The sequence below is a fragment of the [Rhizobium] kunmingense genome (assembly GCF_977018605.1).
Genome location: NZ_CDRNXG010000001.1, coordinates 2,634,919 through 2,651,795, shown reverse-complemented (window position 1 = coordinate 2,651,795; position 16,877 = coordinate 2,634,919). Strand labels below are relative to the sequence as shown.

13 protein-coding genes are annotated in these 16,877 nt (G+C 62.0%); 8 read left to right on the top strand and 5 right to left on the bottom strand.

Annotation, left to right across the window (positions count from 1 at the left end; genetic code table 11):
• Positions 1-295 precede the first annotated feature (295 nt).
• From AC0JZ4_RS12640 to AC0JZ4_RS12630, 3 genes are all read left to right on the top strand, one after another.
• The gene (locus AC0JZ4_RS12640) at positions 296-1,507 is read left to right on the top strand and encodes a pyrophosphate--fructose-6-phosphate 1-phosphotransferase (RefSeq protein ID WP_471886721.1); all 1,212 of its coding nucleotides are present in this window, start codon (positions 296-298) and stop codon (positions 1,505-1,507) included.
• A gap of 42 nt (positions 1,508-1,549) precedes the next feature.
• Positions 1,550-2,185 (top strand): hypothetical protein, encoded by a 636-nt coding sequence (locus AC0JZ4_RS12635; RefSeq protein ID WP_471886720.1) that lies wholly within the window; start codon positions 1,550-1,552, stop codon positions 2,183-2,185.
• 221 nt (positions 2,186-2,406) lie between these two features.
• On the top strand, positions 2,407-3,324 hold the full coding sequence (locus AC0JZ4_RS12630; RefSeq protein ID WP_471886719.1) for a transglycosylase SLT domain-containing protein: 918 nt from the start codon (positions 2,407-2,409) through the stop codon (positions 3,322-3,324).
• A gap of 50 nt (positions 3,325-3,374) precedes the next feature.
• On the opposite strand, the gene AC0JZ4_RS12625 is transcribed toward AC0JZ4_RS12630, so the two are convergent.
• Positions 3,375-4,703: a serine hydrolase domain-containing protein gene (locus AC0JZ4_RS12625; RefSeq protein ID WP_471886718.1), complete on the bottom strand. Its 1,329-nt coding sequence runs from the start codon at positions 4,701-4,703 to the stop codon at positions 3,375-3,377.
• A 168-nt stretch (positions 4,704-4,871) separates the two neighbouring features.
• On the opposite strand from AC0JZ4_RS12625, the gene AC0JZ4_RS12620 reads away from it, so the two are divergent.
• From AC0JZ4_RS12620 to AC0JZ4_RS12600, 5 genes are all read left to right on the top strand, one after another.
• The gene (locus AC0JZ4_RS12620; RefSeq protein WP_471886717.1) at positions 4,872-6,122 is read left to right on the top strand and encodes a BtaA family protein; all 1,251 of its coding nucleotides are present in this window, start codon (positions 4,872-4,874) and stop codon (positions 6,120-6,122) included.
• 44 nt (positions 6,123-6,166) lie between these two features.
• Positions 6,167-6,784, top strand: coding sequence for a class I SAM-dependent methyltransferase (locus AC0JZ4_RS12615; RefSeq protein ID WP_471887880.1), 618 nt, complete (start codon positions 6,167-6,169; stop codon positions 6,782-6,784).
• A gap of 140 nt (positions 6,785-6,924) precedes the next feature.
• Complete coding sequence (locus tag AC0JZ4_RS12610) at positions 6,925-7,707, top strand: glycoside hydrolase family 25 protein (RefSeq protein WP_471886716.1); 783 nt, start codon at positions 6,925-6,927, stop codon at positions 7,705-7,707.
• Between the two features lie 147 nt (positions 7,708-7,854).
• Positions 7,855-9,102 (top strand): lytic murein transglycosylase, encoded by a 1,248-nt coding sequence (locus tag AC0JZ4_RS12605; RefSeq protein WP_471886715.1) that lies wholly within the window; start codon positions 7,855-7,857, stop codon positions 9,100-9,102.
• 93 nt (positions 9,103-9,195) lie between these two features.
• On the top strand, positions 9,196-10,110 hold the full coding sequence (locus AC0JZ4_RS12600) for a DMT family transporter (RefSeq protein WP_471886714.1): 915 nt from the start codon (positions 9,196-9,198) through the stop codon (positions 10,108-10,110).
• 432 nt (positions 10,111-10,542) lie between these two features.
• Here AC0JZ4_RS12600 and metF read toward each other — a convergent pair whose 3' ends face one another.
• From metF to ettA, 4 genes are all read right to left on the bottom strand, one after another.
• Positions 10,543-11,442, bottom strand: coding sequence for a methylenetetrahydrofolate reductase [NAD(P)H] (metF, locus tag AC0JZ4_RS12595; RefSeq protein WP_471886713.1), 900 nt, complete (start codon positions 11,440-11,442; stop codon positions 10,543-10,545).
• Positions 11,439-12,458, bottom strand: a complete 1,020-nt coding sequence (locus AC0JZ4_RS12590) for an ArsR/SmtB family transcription factor (protein WP_471887879.1) — start codon at positions 12,456-12,458, stop codon at positions 11,439-11,441. The genes metF and AC0JZ4_RS12590 overlap by 4 nt, the downstream gene beginning before the upstream one ends.
• Before the next feature lie 130 nt (positions 12,459-12,588).
• Complete coding sequence (locus AC0JZ4_RS12585) at positions 12,589-14,961, bottom strand: methyl-accepting chemotaxis protein (RefSeq protein WP_471886712.1); 2,373 nt, start codon at positions 14,959-14,961, stop codon at positions 12,589-12,591.
• Positions 14,962-15,151: 190 nt separating this feature from the next.
• Positions 15,152-16,801 carry an energy-dependent translational throttle protein EttA gene (gene ettA, locus AC0JZ4_RS12580; protein ID WP_471886711.1) on the bottom strand — a complete coding sequence of 550 codons (1,650 nt, stop codon included), beginning with the start codon at positions 16,799-16,801 and terminating at the stop codon, positions 15,152-15,154.
• Positions 16,802-16,877: the final 76 nt, after the last annotated feature.

The window sequence follows — 16,877 nt, the reverse complement described above, 5'->3', positions numbered from 1 at the left end:
ATCTTATCCGAACAATCGATGCGCAATAAACGTCAATCACCCGCTCAAGCAGGATAAAACCCCGCTCCACCAGCACTTACCACGCTTACAGAGCAGTGCTTCGAAATGCCTCGACAGAGCGGCGCACTGCCATCAATCAGAGATCACAAGCACTTGAAATCTCTGCGCAAGCCCGCAACGACAGCCGAATACGCAGCAAACGTGCCCTGACGATTCCCCTTTACACCGCCATTGACCTGTCGCATCCATTCACCACCTGTTCGTGGATAAGCGTTTTGAGCGCATTGGAGGATCCGTGACCAAACAGAAAGTCGCAATGCTGACCGCGGGCGGCCTTGCCCCTTGCCTTTCCTCGGCCGTCGGCGGCCTGATTGAACGCTACACCGACATCGCTCCTGAAACGGAACTGATTGCCTATCGCTCAGGCTATCAGGGCGTTCTTCTGGGTGATCGAATAGAGATTACGACGGAGATGCGTGAGAAGGCGCATCTGCTGCACCGCTTCGGCGGCTCGCCGATCGGCAACAGCCGGGTGAAACTCACGAACGCCGCCGACTGCGTCAAGCGTGGCCTCGTCAGGGAAGGCGAGAACCCGTTGGCGGTCGCCGCCGAAAGGCTCGCGGCCGATGGCGTGACCATTCTCCATACGATCGGTGGCGACGACACGAACACGACCGCAGCCGACCTCGCCGCCTATCTCGCCGCCAATGGCTACGACCTCACCGTCGTCGGCCTGCCGAAAACGGTCGATAACGATGTCGTGCCGATCCGCCAGTCGCTTGGCGCATGGACCGCCGCCGAAATGGGCGCCACCTTTTTCGACAACGTCTCCAACGAACAGACGGCAGCGCCCAGAACGCTGGTCATCCACGAAGTCATGGGGCGCCATTGCGGCTGGCTGACGGCAGCGACCGCCCGCGCCTACATGCAGAAATCCGCCGCGCAGGACTATGTCGACGGCTTCATCATGAATGCCGAGATGAAGGGCATAGACGGCCTCTATCTGCCCGAAATGGCCTTCGATGCGGATGCGGAAGCGGCGCGCCTGAAAATGCTGATGGACAGTCGCGGCTTCGTAACCCTCTTCGTCTCGGAAGGCGCCTGCCTCGACGCCATCGTCGCCGAACGCGAAGCTGCCGGCGAGGCGATCAAGCGCGATGCCTTCGGCCATGTGAAGATCGACACGATCAATGTCGGCGGCTGGTTCCAGAAGCAGTTTGCCGCACTTCTCGGCGCCGAACGGTCTCTGGTGCAGAAATCCGGCTACTTCGCCCGCTCCGCGCCGGCCAATAGCGAAGATTTGAGATTGATCCAGTCGATGGTCGATCTGGCCGTGGAAAGCGCGCTGAACAGGGTCTCCGGCGTCACCGGCCATGACGAGGATCAGGGCGGAAAGCTGAGGACAATCGAATTTCCGCGTATCAAGGGTGGAAAACCGTTCGATATGTCGGCAAAATGGTTCGAGGACGTAATGGCGTCCATCGGCCAGCCGTTCAAGGCTGCCTGATGGCGCGAAAGACGGGCGCCGTGAGCGACCTGGGAGGGTATGATGACCACTGAGGCATGGCTCGCTTTTGCTGCGACTGCAACGGCGCTCCTCCTCGTCCCTCATCCGCTCGCCTTTACCGTCGCGACTTACGCGCGGTCCTGGGGGCGCACGAGCGCCCTTGTCACCGTGCCCTCGGTGACACTTGCCGTGACGCTTGCCGCCATCGTCGCCACGACCGCGAGCATCGGGCTGTTCACCGTCATGCCGGCAATCGACGACGCGGCCTCATGGGTCGGCCTCGTCTTCCTGATCATCTATTGTCTGTATGCATTTCAGGACCCGCGGCTGCGCCAGGGCGTCGCCGACAACGACAACCTGCCGGAAACGCGCCCGCTCAAGATTTGCTGGCAGATCATCCGCACCACGTTCCAGAGCGGTCGCTACGTCTTCCTGATGGCCGCCGTGCTTGCCCAGTTTTCTGAGCCGGCGGCTGTATTGCCGCTGGATTATGCCGCGATGATCGGCATTTTCGCTGGCGCGGCCTTCGTTTCCGCCCTCTGCTACGCGGTTTTCCCCAGACTGATGCGCCGCAAAAAGCGTCCGCCGCGCAAGTCGGGCAAAGCCCCGCACAAGCCCGGAACGCTATTCATCGCACGCCGGGCGGTGACGGCCGGATACCGGCGAATTGCCGCGTAGGAGGCGGCTGCGCCGCCTGTCATCTTGTCCGCCCGATCCGGATAGGTTAATGGAAACGAAAGTCCCGCAGCATTTTGGCGGTCCTGTTTACGGTCTGGGCAACGATTTTTAGTGAAAGCGACCCAATGGCGATGATGCGATTTGTGGGCCGGAAGGCAGCCGTGGTTCTGGCCATGTCGACTGCCTTGGCCGCATGTTCCAGCGTTGAACACGGCCCCGACATGGCTTCGACCGACTCGCAGACCGCGTCCGGCAGCGAACAGGCCGCAGCCGATCTTGCCGTAGACCCCACGCAGAATTCGGTGACGCTCACAAAGACCAGCCGTCTTCCCATTCCGGTTCCGGCAAGCGCCGAAGCCTCGATCGTCCAGACGGCGGCCATGGCCTCGCCGACTATGGCACCCTTTGTCGCCATGCAGGTCGAGGCGGCAACCGCCGCGCCGACCGAACCCGCAAATCCGCTCGTACTTGCGTCCGTGCAGCCTGCCGCCGCTCACAGCACCGCAAAGGGCAGCCGCCTCGTGTCGCCGCCGGTAGCGCCCGCCGTTCAGGCCGGCCGGATCCAGCCCGCCGCCGCCCAGGCGATCGCGCTCGACGAGCCGCAACTGACGCCGGACATGGTGGCGTTGCAATCCGTCATTCCCCTGCCCAAACCGCAGATGGCCGCAACGACGACGCTTGCCTATGCCGCCCAGCCGAAAGCGGTTGCCGCGGTGAAGGCGATCGACAGTCGCATGGAATTTCCGCCGGCACCCGGCGAACCGATGCCGGAGACTGCATCGGCGGCACCGGCAGACCTGAAAAAGCTGATTCACCGCTATGCCGGCCTTTACGGCGTACCGGAATCGCTCGTCCACCGCGTCGTCCACCGCGAGAGCAAATACGACCCCAAGGCCTATCACAAGAACGGCTATTGGGGCCTCATGCAGATCAAGTATGCAACGGCCAAGTCGATGGGGTATTCCGGCCCGCCGGAAGGCCTGCTCGATGCCGAGACCAACCTCAAATACGCGATCAAGTATCTGCGCGGCGCCTGGCTGGTTGCCGACAATTCCAACGATAACGCGATCCGTCTTTATGCACGCGGCTATTATTACGACGCCAAGCGTAAGGACATGCTGCACGTTCTGGAACAGTAAGGCGCGATCCGCCGCCACTGACCTCGATCACCGCCCAGGCAACTGCCTCATCAACGCCCTATCACGGCTCTGACCAACGGTACCGCGTCATAGCCTGTGGCGCGTGGCGTCAGCCCCATGCGCACGACGACCAGATCCAGAGACGGGATGACGAAGACATATTGCCCGTCGTGGCCGCTCAGAAAGAACGCATCGGCCGGCAATCCCGCATCGGGCCGCGGCAACCATGTCTGCAGCTTCGAGTAACGACCGCCCGAACTGCGGTTCGGCGCATGCATCTGCGCCACGAACCCTTCCGGCAGCAACCGCTCTCCGTTCCACATGCCGTCCCGCGCCAGCAGCAGGCCGAAGCGGGCCCAGTCGCGTGCCGTCGCATACATGTAGGAGCTGCCAACATAGGTTCCGGCCTCATCCGTCTCCATAACCGCAGACGCCATTCCGAGCGGCCCGAAAAGGCTGCCGTTCGGATAGGCAAGCGCCTCCGCAGCATCGTCGAACCGCTCCATCCAGAGTTTCGACAACAGCACCGAAGTACCGGACGAATAATGGAAATCGGTCCCGATCTCCGTCTCCGGCGGCAGGCTGGCGGCAAACCGCGCCATGTCCGGCTCAAGGAAAAGCATGCGGGTCACATCGGCAACCGTGCCGTAATTCTCGTTGAAGACGAGACCGCTCTCCATCCCCATAAGGTCGGCGACACGGATCGCGGCCCGGCCGTCGCCGCGCCACTCGGAAAACAGGTTACTGTCCTCGAGCGACATGCGCCCTTGCTCTATCAGCCGCCCGATGATCGCGGCATTCACCGTCTTCGTCATCGACCAGCCGAGCAGTGGTGTCTCGGCCGAAAAGCCGGTCCCGTAAGCCTCCGCCACGATGCGGCCCTGGCGAACGACCACGGTGCCGCGCATGCCCGGTCCCGTTAACGCGGCATCTGAAAGCACGCGCGCAAGCGATTCATCCAACTCGACCTTTCGCCCTTCAGGCCAGAGAATATCATCAACCTCCCCGCCAGAAACGGGCGGCACGGCGACACTTGCCAGAGATGTTCCGGGGACGACGACGGTGCAGCCGGTTCCCTCGCGATAGAAGGCCTCGCTCGGTGCAATTACGCCCAGAAGTGCCGCCCCGACACGCCCGCCTTGGCGGTCGATCTCCACCCGCATCAGCCGCAACAGCGGATGCCCCGGCGCCTGCACGTCCTGCGCCAGAACCTGATCCGCGTCACGCCCGGCAATGAACACATTCGAGCAGACGATCTTCGCCGCATAGCCGCTGCCGACACGCAGCAGGTTCGGCGGCACGAAATACAGCCATCCGCCAAGGCCGATCGCCAGCACGATCAGCAGGATGGCGAGGACACGAAAAATCCGTCTGAGCACCGGCAGTCTCCCTTTGGGTCGGCCGCATGCAAGCAAAATATACACCCAAGGGAAAGCCCGTTTCTGCGCCGCAACCGCATTCCGCCCCACCACACACAGGTCTCGTCACGAAGCTGTTGCATCAGAGGACTAAACGCCTCCAAACGCATGATGAGGCAGGAATTGACCATGGCAGAGATCGTCGAAGAGCGTGGCTTGCAAAAGAACGGCAAGCTGAAATCAGCCCTCATCCAGCACAAGGCGTTTTCCGCCCACGGCCTTTCGGAGCGCTTCTTCGGCCTCCTCTTCTCCGGCCTCGTCTATCCGCAGATATGGGAAGACCCTGCTGTCGACATTGAGGCGATGGAACTGGCGGAAGGTCATTCGATCGTCACGATCGGCTCCGGCGGCTGCAACATGCTCGCCTATCTGTCGCGTTCTCCGGGCAGCATCGACGTCGTCGATCTCAACCGTCACCATATTGCGCTGAACCGCTTCAAGCTCGCCGCTTTCCGTCATCTCCCGGCTCATGCCGATGTCGTCCGCCAGTTCGGCATGGATGGAGTGAGGACCAACAGCGCTTCCTTCGACCATCATATCGCCGCCCATCTCGATCATGCCACGCGAAGCTACTGGCAGGAGCGCTCGCTGACCGGCCGCCGGCGCGTCGATGTCTTCAACCGTAACATCTATCGCACCGGCTTGCTTGGCCGCTTCATCGCGCTAGGCCACATCCTCGCCCGCCTGCACGGCGTCCGGCTGACGGATTTTGTCAAGGCCCGCACGTTGCACGAACAGCGGCAGTTCTTCGACGAAAAGATCGCCCCGCTCTTCGATCGCCCGTTGATCCGCTTCATCACCAGCCGCAAGAGCTCGCTTTTCGGCCTCGGCATTCCGCCGCAGCAGTATGACGAACTGGCAAGCCTCGCCCCGAACGGCTCGATCGCCCCGGTTCTGCGTGGCAGGCTGGAAAAGCTCGCCTGCCATTTCCCGCTCAAGGACAACTACTTTGCCTGGCAGGCCTTCGCTCGCCGCTATCCCCGCCCGCACGAAGGCGACCTGCCCTTCTACCTGCGCCCGGAACATTACGCGGCCATCCGCCAGAACGCCGACCGCGTCACGGTGCACCACGAGACGTTCACCGCGCTTCTCGCCCGCAAGCCGGCCGCCTCCGTCGATCGCTTCGTGCTTCTCGATGCGCAGGACTGGATGTCGGACGAGCAGCTGAATGCGCTGTGGAGCGAGATCAACCGCACGGCTGCTCCCGGCGCCCGTGTCATCTTCCGCACCGCCGCCGAAGACAGCGTCATCGAAGGTCGCATTTCCGATGCACTGCGGCAGGAATGGACCTATCTCGCCGAACGCTCCAGCGAGCTGAACCGTCAGGATCGTTCGGCGATCTATGGCGGCTTCCACATCTACACGAAGGCCGGCGCGTGAGCGCGGTACCGGAAAACCGACCGGCGGATGACCACGCCGCCGACATGGACCGGATGTATCGCTATCAGCGCCACATCTACGACCTGACGCGCAAATACTACCTCCTCGGCCGCGACCGGATGATCGAGGGCCTCAAGCCATCGCCCGGAACAAGCATTCTGGAAGTCGGCTGCGGCACCGGCCGCAATCTGGCGCTCACCCGCCGGCATTATCCGAAGGCAAAACTTTACGGCCTCGACATTTCGGCCGAGATGCTGGCAACGGCTCGGAAGAACCTGGCGGGCGGCGAGGCACTTCCCAACCTCATCGTCGCAGACGCGACGAATTTCCGCCCGCAGGATTTCGGCACGGACGGTTTCGACCGGGTCATGATCTCCTACGCGCTGTCGATGATCCCGGCCTGGGAAGAGGCGATCGACGCGGCACTTGCGGCACTCGCCCCGCACGGCTCGCTGCATATCGTCGATTTCGGCCAGCAGGAAGGCCTGCCGATCTGGTTCCGCTCCGGCCTTCAGGCCTGGCTGCGGCGTTTCCATGTCACCCCGCGCGCGACGCTGCATGAAGCACTGGAGGCGCGGCTGGACGCTGCAAATGCGGACATGATCTTCGAGGAGCTGAGCCGCGGCTACGCCTGGCATGCGGTCATTCGCAAGCGCGGCTGACACATTCGTTATCGCCGCACGTCACGAGCCGGTGATTTCGCCTTATCCATACGGCACGCCTCTATGATAAACGAAAATTGGTGCTGCTTCGCCGATTCCGGCTGACTGCGGCTTTGATCGTCACTCAATCCGGGTCCTTCATGCCGCGCATTCTCCTCGCCCTCGCCTTGTCTGCCTGTCTGCTTGCCGGTTGCACCTCGACCGGCGACGTGATGGACACCGCCTCGATCCGCGGCACCAAGTTCAAGGACAACGACCCGCAGGATTTCGGCCATAACCACCCCGGCCGCCACGAGGTCCACGGCATTGACCTGTCGAAATGGAACGGCACGGATATCGACTGGCAGACGGTGAAGAAATCCGATGTCGCCTTCGTCTTCATCAAAGGAACCGAAGGCAAGGACCGCATCGACGCGGCCTTCACCACCCATTGGCGCGGCGCGGCGGCTGCCGGCATTCCGCATTCCGCCTATCACTTCTATTATTTCTGCTCGACGCCGGAAGATCAGGCCGACTGGTTCATCGCCAATGTGCCGAAGGAGGCCAACATGCTGCCGCCGGTGCTCGACATGGAATGGAACCACGCCTCGCCCAGCTGCAAGCTGAAGCCCGATGCCGCCACCGTTCGCGATGTCATGCGCCGCTTCATCGCCCGCATCGAGGCTCATTACGGCGTCAAGCCGATCATTTACACATCGGTGGATTTCCACCGCGACAATCTCGTCGGCGCCTTCAACGACCATCACTTCTGGGTCCGCTCGGTCGCCGCCCATCCGAGCCAGATCTATACGGGCCGCAAATGGACCTTCTGGCAATATACCGCAACCGGCGTCATTCCCGGCATCAAGGGAAATACCGATATCAACGTCTTCTCCGGCAATGAAAAGAGCTGGGCAAGCTGGGTCGCCGCCGCCAATCGCTAGGCGGCGCTTGACCTTGCGCGTGACGCTGGCATTGTGAATGCGACTGCGCTAAATAGCGGCCTTCCGCACAGGTCACACCGACCTGTACGGCATATCTCATCGTCTGCAACTTTCCTCAAAACGCTCACAGATCGCTCAGGATCGACCATGCCCTTGCTCGACAGCCGCCGCCTTGCTTATGCTGCACTCATCGTGGGAGGCATGGCTGCCCCCGCCTTCGCCCAGACCGCCCAAACTCCGGCAAACACGTCTCCGGCAGCAGTAGCCGCCGAGCCGAAACCCGTTTGCGGCGGCGATATCGCGGCCTTTCTCGAAGGCGTTAAGCAGGAAGCGATCACCAAGGGCATTCCGGCAAGTGCTGCCGATGAAGCGCTTGCCGGTGCGCAGATCGACCCGAAGGTTCTCTCGCGCGACCGTGCCCAGGGCGTATTCCGCCAGACCTTTCTCGAATTCTCGCAGCGCACCGTCAGCCAGGCCCGCCTCGATATCGGCCGCCAGAAGCTGAAGCAGCTCGCCGACGTCTTCTCCCGCGCCGAGAAGGAATATGGCGTCGCCCCCGGCGTCATCACTGCCTTCTGGGCGATGGAGACCGATTTCGGCGCAGTTCAGGGCGATTTCAACACCCGCAACGCGCTCGTCACCCTGTCGCATGACTGCCGACGCCCGGAACTCTTCCGCCCGCAGCTGATCTCGCTGATCGAGATGGTTCAGCACGGCGACCTCAACCCGGCCACCAATACCGGCGCATGGGCCGGTGAAATCGGCCAGGTGCAAATGCTGCCGGAAGACATCATCGCCCACGGCGTCGATGGCGACAACAGCGGCCATATCGACGTCAAGGGATCCGCCGCCGACGCCATCCTGACCGCGGCGAAATTCATCCAGAGCATGGGCTACAAGCCGGGCGAACCCTGGGTGCAGGAAGTCACCCTGCCGGAAACCCTGCCTTATGAAAAATCCGGCCTCGGCAACGAGATCCCGGCGTCGGAATGGTTCTCGCTCGGCGTCACCCCGCGTGATAGCGTAACGAGCTTCGGCAACCTGCCGGCAGCCCTCATCCTGCCGCAGGGCCGCAAGGGTCCCGCCTTCCTCGCCTACCCGAATTTCGGCATCTATCTGCAGTGGAACCAGTCGTTCATCTACACGACCTCGGCCGCCTATTTCGCCACCCGCCTGTCGGGCGCACCGCCATACCAGAAGACGACGCCCGAGCCGGGCCTCGATCCCGACACGATGAAGGACCTGCAGATCAAGCTGCAGGCCCATGGCCACAATGTCGGCAAGGTCGACGGCATTCTCGGCTCCGGCACCCGCCAGGCGACGCAGAAGGAACAGGTTCGCCTCGGCATGCCGGCCGATGGCTGGCCGACACGCGAACTGCTCGACGCGCTCTGAGCCGCCGAAAAATGATCAGGTGACAGGAAACGGGTGGCGATCGGATCGCCGCCCGTTTTATCTTTTGCATCGAAGAAATCGAAGAGAATCGAAATGACAGCAGAGACGCCCCGCCTGACCACGCTCGCCTGGGCGCTGCTCTTTCTGCTCGGCCTGCTGTGGGGCGGTTCCTTCTTCTTTGCCCGCATCGCCGTGCAGGAGGTTCCGCCCTTCACGCTCGTGCTTCTGCGCCTCGGCATCGCCGCTCTCGCCCTCCACATCTACCTGCACGGCCGCTTCGGCACCTATTCGATCCTGAAAGAGCATTGGCGGGCCTTCCTTGTCATGGGCCTCGTCAACAACGCCCTGCCTCACACGCTGATCTTCTTCGGCCAGACGGAGATCGGCGCCGGGCTCGCCTCGATCCTCAATGCGACGACGCCGATCTGGACGGTCATTATCGCCAACCAGTGGACCTCGGACGAAAAGCTGACCGGCCTCAAGCTCGCCGGCTGCGTCGCCGGCCTTGTCGGCACCTGCATTCTCATCGGCCCGAGCACGATCACGGATACGGCGGCCCCGCTCTGGGCGCTCGTCCTGCCGGTCATGGCTGCTATCTCCTACGGCGTCGCCGGCACCTACGGAAAGCGTTTCCGCGGCCTTCCCGCCCCGGTAACGGCCACCGGCCAGCTGACCGCCTCCAGCCTCATCATGCTGCCCGTCTCGCTGATTGCCGACCAGCCATGGACGCTCGCGGCGCCCTCCTTGCATGCGGTCGCTGCCATCGTCGCGCTGGCGCTCCTGTCCACCGCACTCGGTTACCTGATCTTCTTCAGGATCCTGGCGCTTGCCGGCGCCACCAACACGTCGCTCGTCACCCTGCTGGTGCCGCCAAGCGCCATCCTTCTCGGCGCGCTCTTCCTCGGAGAACGACTTGCGCTCACCGATATGACCGGCATGGCGGTGATCGGTCTAGGCCTGCTTCTGCTCGACGGACGCCTGTTTCGCAACCGCAGCAAAGCCGCATGACAGAGGCAAAAATCACCGCCTCCGCTCACGAAAAATAACCGTCGTTAACAGCCAAATAGGTAAATTTAACGTGTGAGAAAGCTTCGTTAATACCGAATATTCTTTTTATATCAGATGGATAAGTGGATAACGATGCGTAACCGCATCAAACCCGCTGCAGCGCAGCACAAGATTCCGCTTCCCATTTGACACAGAACCGACATAAAATCGGCTCGTCAACGCAAGGAGGCAAACATGGGACGTACTTACCCCCTCAATCTCCTGGTAGTCGGTGCAGCATTCGCATTTGTCGCCTCGATGCTTTTCATCTAGGCGGATAGACTACCGGTCGTATCTTGCATCCAAATACGTTTGATATGGACCACGAATTCCAGAAAACGCATGCTCCCTGCGGAGCATGCGTTTTTTAATGCCTGTCGGAATGGTAGCTGATCAGGCCGCCGCAACGGCCTTGGTCGTGCCCGGCGCATAGCCGATAGTGTCGAGCACGGCGGAGATCAGCGGTGCACGGTTCATCGTGTAGAGATGGATGTGGTGGAAACCATGCCGCGCCAGTTCCTCGATCTGCTCGGCTGCAACCTCGGCAGCAACCTTCGCCCGCTCCTCCGGCTTCTCGTCCAGCCCTTCGAAACGGGCATCCAGGAAGGACGGCACCGACGCGCCGCAGCGACGCGCAAACCGCTTCAACTGCGTCAAGTTCTGGATCGGCATGATGCCCGGCAAGACCGGAATGGTCACACCCGCGGCCGCAACCTCATCCATGTAGCGGAAGAAGGTCTCGTTATCGAAGAAGAACTGCGTCAGGGCCCGCGTCGCGCCGGCATCTGCCTTGCTCTTCAGCGTAGCAATGTCGGCGGCCATGTCGCGGCTTTCCGGATGCTTTTCCGGATAGGCGGAAACGGAAATGTCGAAGTCGCCATAGTCGGCTAGCGAACGCACCAGATCCGCCGTCTGCTGGAAGCCTTGCGCATGCGGCACATACTCCGTGCCGATACCGGTCGACGGATCGCCGCGCAGGGCAACGATACGGCGAACGCCGGCCGCACGATACTCCTCGACGACGGCCTTAACCTCGTCCTTCGATGCATCGACGCAGGTCAGGTGTGCTGCCGTCGGCAGGTTCGTGGCGGCAATGATTTTCGTTACGGCGGAAAGCGTCGGTTCCTTGGTCGAACCGCCGGCTCCGTAGGTCACCGTGACGAATTCCGGTTGGAATTCAGCCAGCTTATCGACGGTCTCGATAAGCTGGGCTTCCATTTCCTCGGACTTCGGCGGGAAGAATTCGAAGGAGATCTCGAACTTCTGTTTCTTGTTGTTGTCGCTCATGGTCATCCTTCCTGCAGCGCCGAAAGCCTCGGCGCGGTGTCTTCGCTGCCGGCGACCAGCATGCGGCGATCCCTCGCCAGCCAGATCGTCACGGTCAGGCCCTCCGCCTTGTCCGGTGCGATATCGATCGACTTCTCCACATCCACACCGAGCTTCTCCAGCCAGTCGCCGATCGTCTCGTGCGAAAAGCCGAGACGCACATGCGCATGCTCCTCGCGCAGATGCTCCAGCGTATGCGGCGCCAGATCGACGATCAAAAGCCGCCCGCCCGGCCGCAGATTTCGGACCGCTTCCGCAATCGCCAGTTCCGGCTGATCGAGAAAATGCAGGACCTGATGGATCGTCACCAGATCGAAATCCTGGCCTTCCAGCGGCAGGTTGAGAATATCGGCGTGACGAACGGACGCTTTGAGGATGCCCGCCTTGTCGAGATTGGCGCGCGCCACCGACAGCATGTCGCGGCTGGCATCGACGCCGATCGCCCGGCGGTAATGCGGCGCCAGAAGCTTGAGGATCCAGCCCGTACCGGTGCCCAGATCGAGCAGCGAATCGATCGGCGCGGTCCCGACCATCCGCAGCAACGCCTGCTCGACGGCACTATCGCTGGCATGAAGGCGGCGAAGCTCGTCCCATTCGGATGCGTTGCGACTGAAATAGGCCTGCGCCTTGTCGGCCCGCTGGCGCTTGACCGCCGCCAGCCGTTCGCCGTCGCGCGCCAGAACCGGATCGTCAGTCGCAGCCGTGGCCAGCAGCGTGCGCACCAGCGTTGCCCCCGCTCCGTCGTGGCGCAGGCGGAAATAGGCCCAGGCGCCTTCCTGATAGCGATCGATCAGCGCGTCTTCGGTCAGGAGCTTGAGGTGCCGGGAAATGCGTGGCTGGGATTGCCCGAGAATTTCAGTAAGATCGGTCACGGTCAGGTCGCCGCGAGCAAGCAGCGCAAGCAGACGGAAACGCGTAGGTTCCCCCACCGTCTTCAAAACGTCTATGAGCGTATCCAGGATCAACTGACAACCACCTTCAATCAAGATATAAACATATCTTTATGTGATTTACGGGTGCGACGCAAGATTGAAAGGCTGATAGCACAGAAGTAAAAAACGGGACAGCGCTTCCGCTGCCCCGTTCGTGATCAGGATATGGCGATTTACGCGCTTAGAATTCCTGCCACTCGTCCTTGGCCACTGCGACGGCAGCGCCGCCACGGGACCGCGCGATGGGAGCGGACTGCCGCGACGAATAGCTCGGCTGGGTGGCCGGCTGAGCGACGTGTCGCGAGGGTGCCGTGGCGGAGCGCATCTGGGCGGCGGCATTGCGAAGCCCTTCGGCGCCGGCATTGCCGAGATTGAAGATCGACAGCAGACCGCTCAGGTTGCTGCTTTCCTGTGCCAGACCGACGCCGGCCGCGTTCATCTCCTCGACCATTGCAGCATTCTGCTGCGTCGCCTGGTCCATCTGGTTGATCGCGGTATTGATCTGCGAAAGGCCGGCGGACTGCTCCTGTGCAGCCGTCGCGATCGCATCCATGTGGCGGTTGACGACGAGCACCAGCTCGGCGATCTGCGCCAGCCCTTCGCCGGTATCGCCGACCAGCTTGACACCCTGATCGACGGCGGTGGTGGAGTTGGAGATTAACGCCTTGATCTCCTTGGCCGCATTGGCGGAGCGCTGTGCAAGTTCGCGAACCTCCTGGGCGACGACAGCAAAACCCTTGCCGGCCTCACCGGCGCGCGCCGCCTCGACCCCTGCATTCAGCGCCAGAAGGTTCGTCTGGAAGGCGATCTCGTCGATCACACCGATGATCTGGCTGATCTGGCGGGACGCTTCCTCGATACGCTCCATGGCGGAGACGGCATCGCGAACGACCTCTCCCGACTTGTCAGCCCGCGCCGTTGCATCGCGCACCACATCACGCGCTTCCCCGGTCCGCCTGGACGTATTCACGACGTTGGCGGTGATCTCTTCAAGCGCCGCGGCCGTCTCCTCCAGCGAGGCGGCCTGCTGTTCCGTCCGCTTGGAGAGCGTATCGGAGGCAGAAGAAATCTCGGTGGAGCCGCTGGCCACCGTTGCAACCGCCTGGCCGACGCCCGTCAGGGTGCGACGCAGCTGCATCACCGATGTGTTGAAGTCGGCGCGCAGTGCTTCGAACTGCGGCGCGAAGCTCTCATGGATCTCGCAGGTCATGTCGCCATCGGCCAGACGGCGCAGGCCTGCGGCCAGCTGACCGGTCGCCTGTGTCAGACGCGCCTCTGCTTCCGCTTCGGCACGCGCCTGCAATTCGGCCTTTTCACGTTCGGCCGTGCGACGGTTGGCGTCCGCCTCATCTTCGAGCTGCCTGTTGCGGATCGCTGCCTCGCGGAAGATTTCCACCGAGCGCGTCATGGCGCCGACCTCGTCGGTACGCCGCGTACCGGCCACATCGACATCCAGCTTTCCGCTGGCCAATGCACCCATGCAGTCCGTCAGGGTAGAGATCGGCCGCACAACGCGCGCGATGACGATATACATGCCGCCAAGCGCAATCACGATCGCCAGAACGAACAGCGCGGCATTGGCCGCCAGAGACCAAAGGGCGGCCTCCCTCTGCATGCCCGCCTGCGTCACCAGCTGATCCATGGCCAGAGAGGCGACTGCGGCGACACTGCCGAGAGCAGCAGTGATTTTCGGACGCCATTCGTCGATGCCGACAGGGCTTGCCTGCCCGGCCTGCAACCTGCTCACGACAGCGGAACGCCACGATGCGACTTCGCCGGCAAAATAGCCGCGCTCGGCCAGCGCCACCGCATCCTTCAGGGAAGCCGACATGCCGGGGTGATCGACGAGCACCTTCACGGCATTCCAGGCCAGTGCCATCGACGCATCACCGGCGGCGACCTTGAAGGCCTCATCGCCCGAAAATCCCCTGCCCTCTGTGATCGGTGCATTGATCACCACGGCGGACGTGCCGCCATTGGCGCGGGCCGCCCAGGCGAGCGCGCGGGTCTGCACCAACGCCACCATCGAAGGATCATCGCTGCGAATAGCGTTCTCGGCACTCACGGATGCTCTTTCTAGGGCAGCGAGGTAATCGCTGCCGAGAGCGAAGGATCGAGAGCCGAGATCCGCCGGGCGCGCAGCCGGTTCGCGCGTCAGGGCATTGTCGACCGCCTGTCTCAGGAGGACGACCTGGCCGTAGACCAAAGTCACGCCGTCGAAGGCCGCCTTCAATCCGGAGGCATCGACATCCGCCATGGCAGCGGAGGCATCCGCCATCGCAGCATCAACGCGGCCACGCGCCGCCCTGACGCTTTCCATCGTCGCTGCGGCGGCAGATTGCGGCAGCTGCAGCGCCGTCGCGGTGTCGCCCCGCTCGCTGCGGAAACTGAGCAGCGCATTGAACAGCGCCTTGTCGACCTGCGCGAAGTCCGCGGCTGCGACCTGTGACTGATAAGTCGAATATGCATCAAGCGTGGACTTTGCCACCACACCCGCCAGCGTGACGCTGACGATTAGAAATGCACCGGTAAGCGTATTGCGGATAGAGAACATGCCAGCCTCACGTGAATACTATGCCGGCGATTAAATCTAAATCGATTAAAAATTCAGTAAAACCCGAAATCGGAAAAAACCGATAAAAATCAACGATATACAATCATTGATTGCGCTTCCAAAGCAAAAAAAGAAGGGCGCTTTCGCACCCTTCTTCAAAAAACACCGGTAGAACGGGCCAATCGCGCCCTCAGCGTGTCAGACGCTTGTACGACTGGCTGCCGGGGTTGAGCGCATCCGGGCCGAGGCGACGGATCTTGTCCTGCTCGTAGTCCTCGAAGTTGCCTTCGAACCACTCCACATGGCCGTCGCCTTCGAAGGCAAGGATATGCGTCGCCAGACGGTCGAGGAACATGCGATCGTGGCTGATGATGATGGCGCAGCCGGCAAAGGCTTCCAGCGCGCTTTCCAGCGCACCGAGCGTTTCCGTATCGAGGTCGTTGGTCGGTTCGTCGAGGAGAAGAACGTTGCCGCCGGCCTTCAGCATCTTGGCAAGGTGCACGCGGTTGCGCTGACCACCCGAGAGATTGCCGACCTTCTGCTGCTGATCGCCGCCCTTGAAGTTGAAGGCGCCGCAATAGGCGCGGGAGTTCATGTCGAACTTGCCGAGCTTGATGACTTCGGCACCGCCTGAAATCTCTTCCCAGACGGTCTTGTCTGCAGCCAGCGCATCGCGGCTCTGGTCGACATAACCGAGGTGAACGGTGTCACCAACGCGGATCGAACCCTCGTCAGGCGTTTCCTGGCCGGTGATCATCTTGAAAAGCGTCGACTTGCCGGCACCGTTCGGGCCGATGATGCCGACAATGCCGCCCGGCGGCAGCTTCAGGGAGAGGTCGCTGATCAGCGTGCGGCCGTCAAAGCCCTTCTTGATGCCTTCGAGTTCGATGACGACGTTACCGAGGCGCTCGGAGACCGGAATGATGATCTGCGCATCGCTCGGGCGGATATTTTCGGCTGCATCGACCAGCTGTTCGTAGGACTTGATACGGGCCTTCGACTTGGCCTGACGCGCCTTCGGGCTGGAAGCGATCCATTCCTGCTCACGCGACAGCGCCTTCTGGCGACCGGCCTCTTCACGGGCTTCCTGCTGCATGCGCTTGGCCTTGGCCGTCAGGTAGGCGGAATAGTTGCCTTCGTACGGAATGCCACGGCCACGGTCGAGTTCGAGAATCCAGCCGGTGACGTTGTCGAGGAAGTAGCGATCGTGGGTAATCATCATCACGGCGCCCGGATAGTCGCGCAGGTGCTTTTCAAGCCAGGCGATCGTCTCGGCGTCAAGATGGTTGGTCGGTTCGTCGAGCAGCAGCAGGTCAGGCTGCGACAGAAGCAGGCGGCAGAGCGCGATACGGCGACGCTCACCACCCGAGAGATTGTCGACGGCTGCGTCCTTCGGCGGGCAGCGCAGCGCTTCCATCGCCATTTCGACCTGCTGTTCGAGGTCCCAGAGGTTCTGGCTGTCGATAACGTCCTGGAGCTTCGCGCCCTCTTCCGCCGTCTCGTCGGAATAGTTCATCATCAGTTCGTTGTAACGGTCGAGCACGGCCTGCTTATCGGCAACGCCTTCCATAACGTTTTCGAATGCGGTCTTGTTGGGGTCGAGCTTCGGTTCCTGCTCCAGATAGCCGACGGTCGCACCCTCGGCGAGCCAGGCTTCACCGGTGAATTCCTTGTCCTGACCGGCGATGATGCGCAGGACGGTCGACTTACCGGCGCCGTTCGGGCCGAGGATACCGATCTTGGCGTCGGGGTAGAACGACAGGTTGACGTTCTCGAGGATCTTCTTGGCGCCATAGGACTTGTTCAGTCCCGACATGTGATAGATGAACTGACGTGCCATCGATAATTAAGCTCCGGGGGAAAGAGGTTTTGCCGCTATGTAGGCGAAGACGCGCCTCGGGGCAACGCGTGGCACG

Excerpts from the sequence above, each read along its gene's own strand:
- AC0JZ4_RS12605 (WP_471886715.1), top strand. The coding sequence starts at position 7,855 with ATGCCCTTGCTCGACAGCCGCCGCCTTGCTTATGCTGCACTCATCGTG.
- AC0JZ4_RS12620 (WP_471886717.1), top strand. The coding sequence starts at position 4,872 with ATGGCAGAGATCGTCGAAGAGCGTGGCTTGCAAAAGAACGGCAAGCTG.
- AC0JZ4_RS12610 (WP_471886716.1), top strand. The coding sequence starts at position 6,925 with ATGCCGCGCATTCTCCTCGCCCTCGCCTTGTCTGCCTGTCTGCTTGCC.
- metF (WP_471886713.1), bottom strand. The coding sequence starts at position 11,442 with ATGACCATGAGCGACAACAACAAGAAACAGAAGTTCGAGATCTCCTTC.
- AC0JZ4_RS12630 (WP_471886719.1), top strand. The coding sequence starts at position 2,407 with ATGGCTTCGACCGACTCGCAGACCGCGTCCGGCAGCGAACAGGCCGCA.
- AC0JZ4_RS12615 (WP_471887880.1), top strand. The coding sequence starts at position 6,167 with ATGGACCGGATGTATCGCTATCAGCGCCACATCTACGACCTGACGCGC.
- AC0JZ4_RS12635 (WP_471886720.1), top strand. The coding sequence starts at position 1,550 with ATGACCACTGAGGCATGGCTCGCTTTTGCTGCGACTGCAACGGCGCTC.
- ettA (WP_471886711.1), bottom strand. The coding sequence starts at position 16,801 with ATGGCACGTCAGTTCATCTATCACATGTCGGGACTGAACAAGTCCTAT.
- AC0JZ4_RS12600 (WP_471886714.1), top strand. The coding sequence starts at position 9,196 with ATGACAGCAGAGACGCCCCGCCTGACCACGCTCGCCTGGGCGCTGCTC.
- AC0JZ4_RS12585 (WP_471886712.1), bottom strand. The coding sequence starts at position 14,961 with ATGTTCTCTATCCGCAATACGCTTACCGGTGCATTTCTAATCGTCAGC.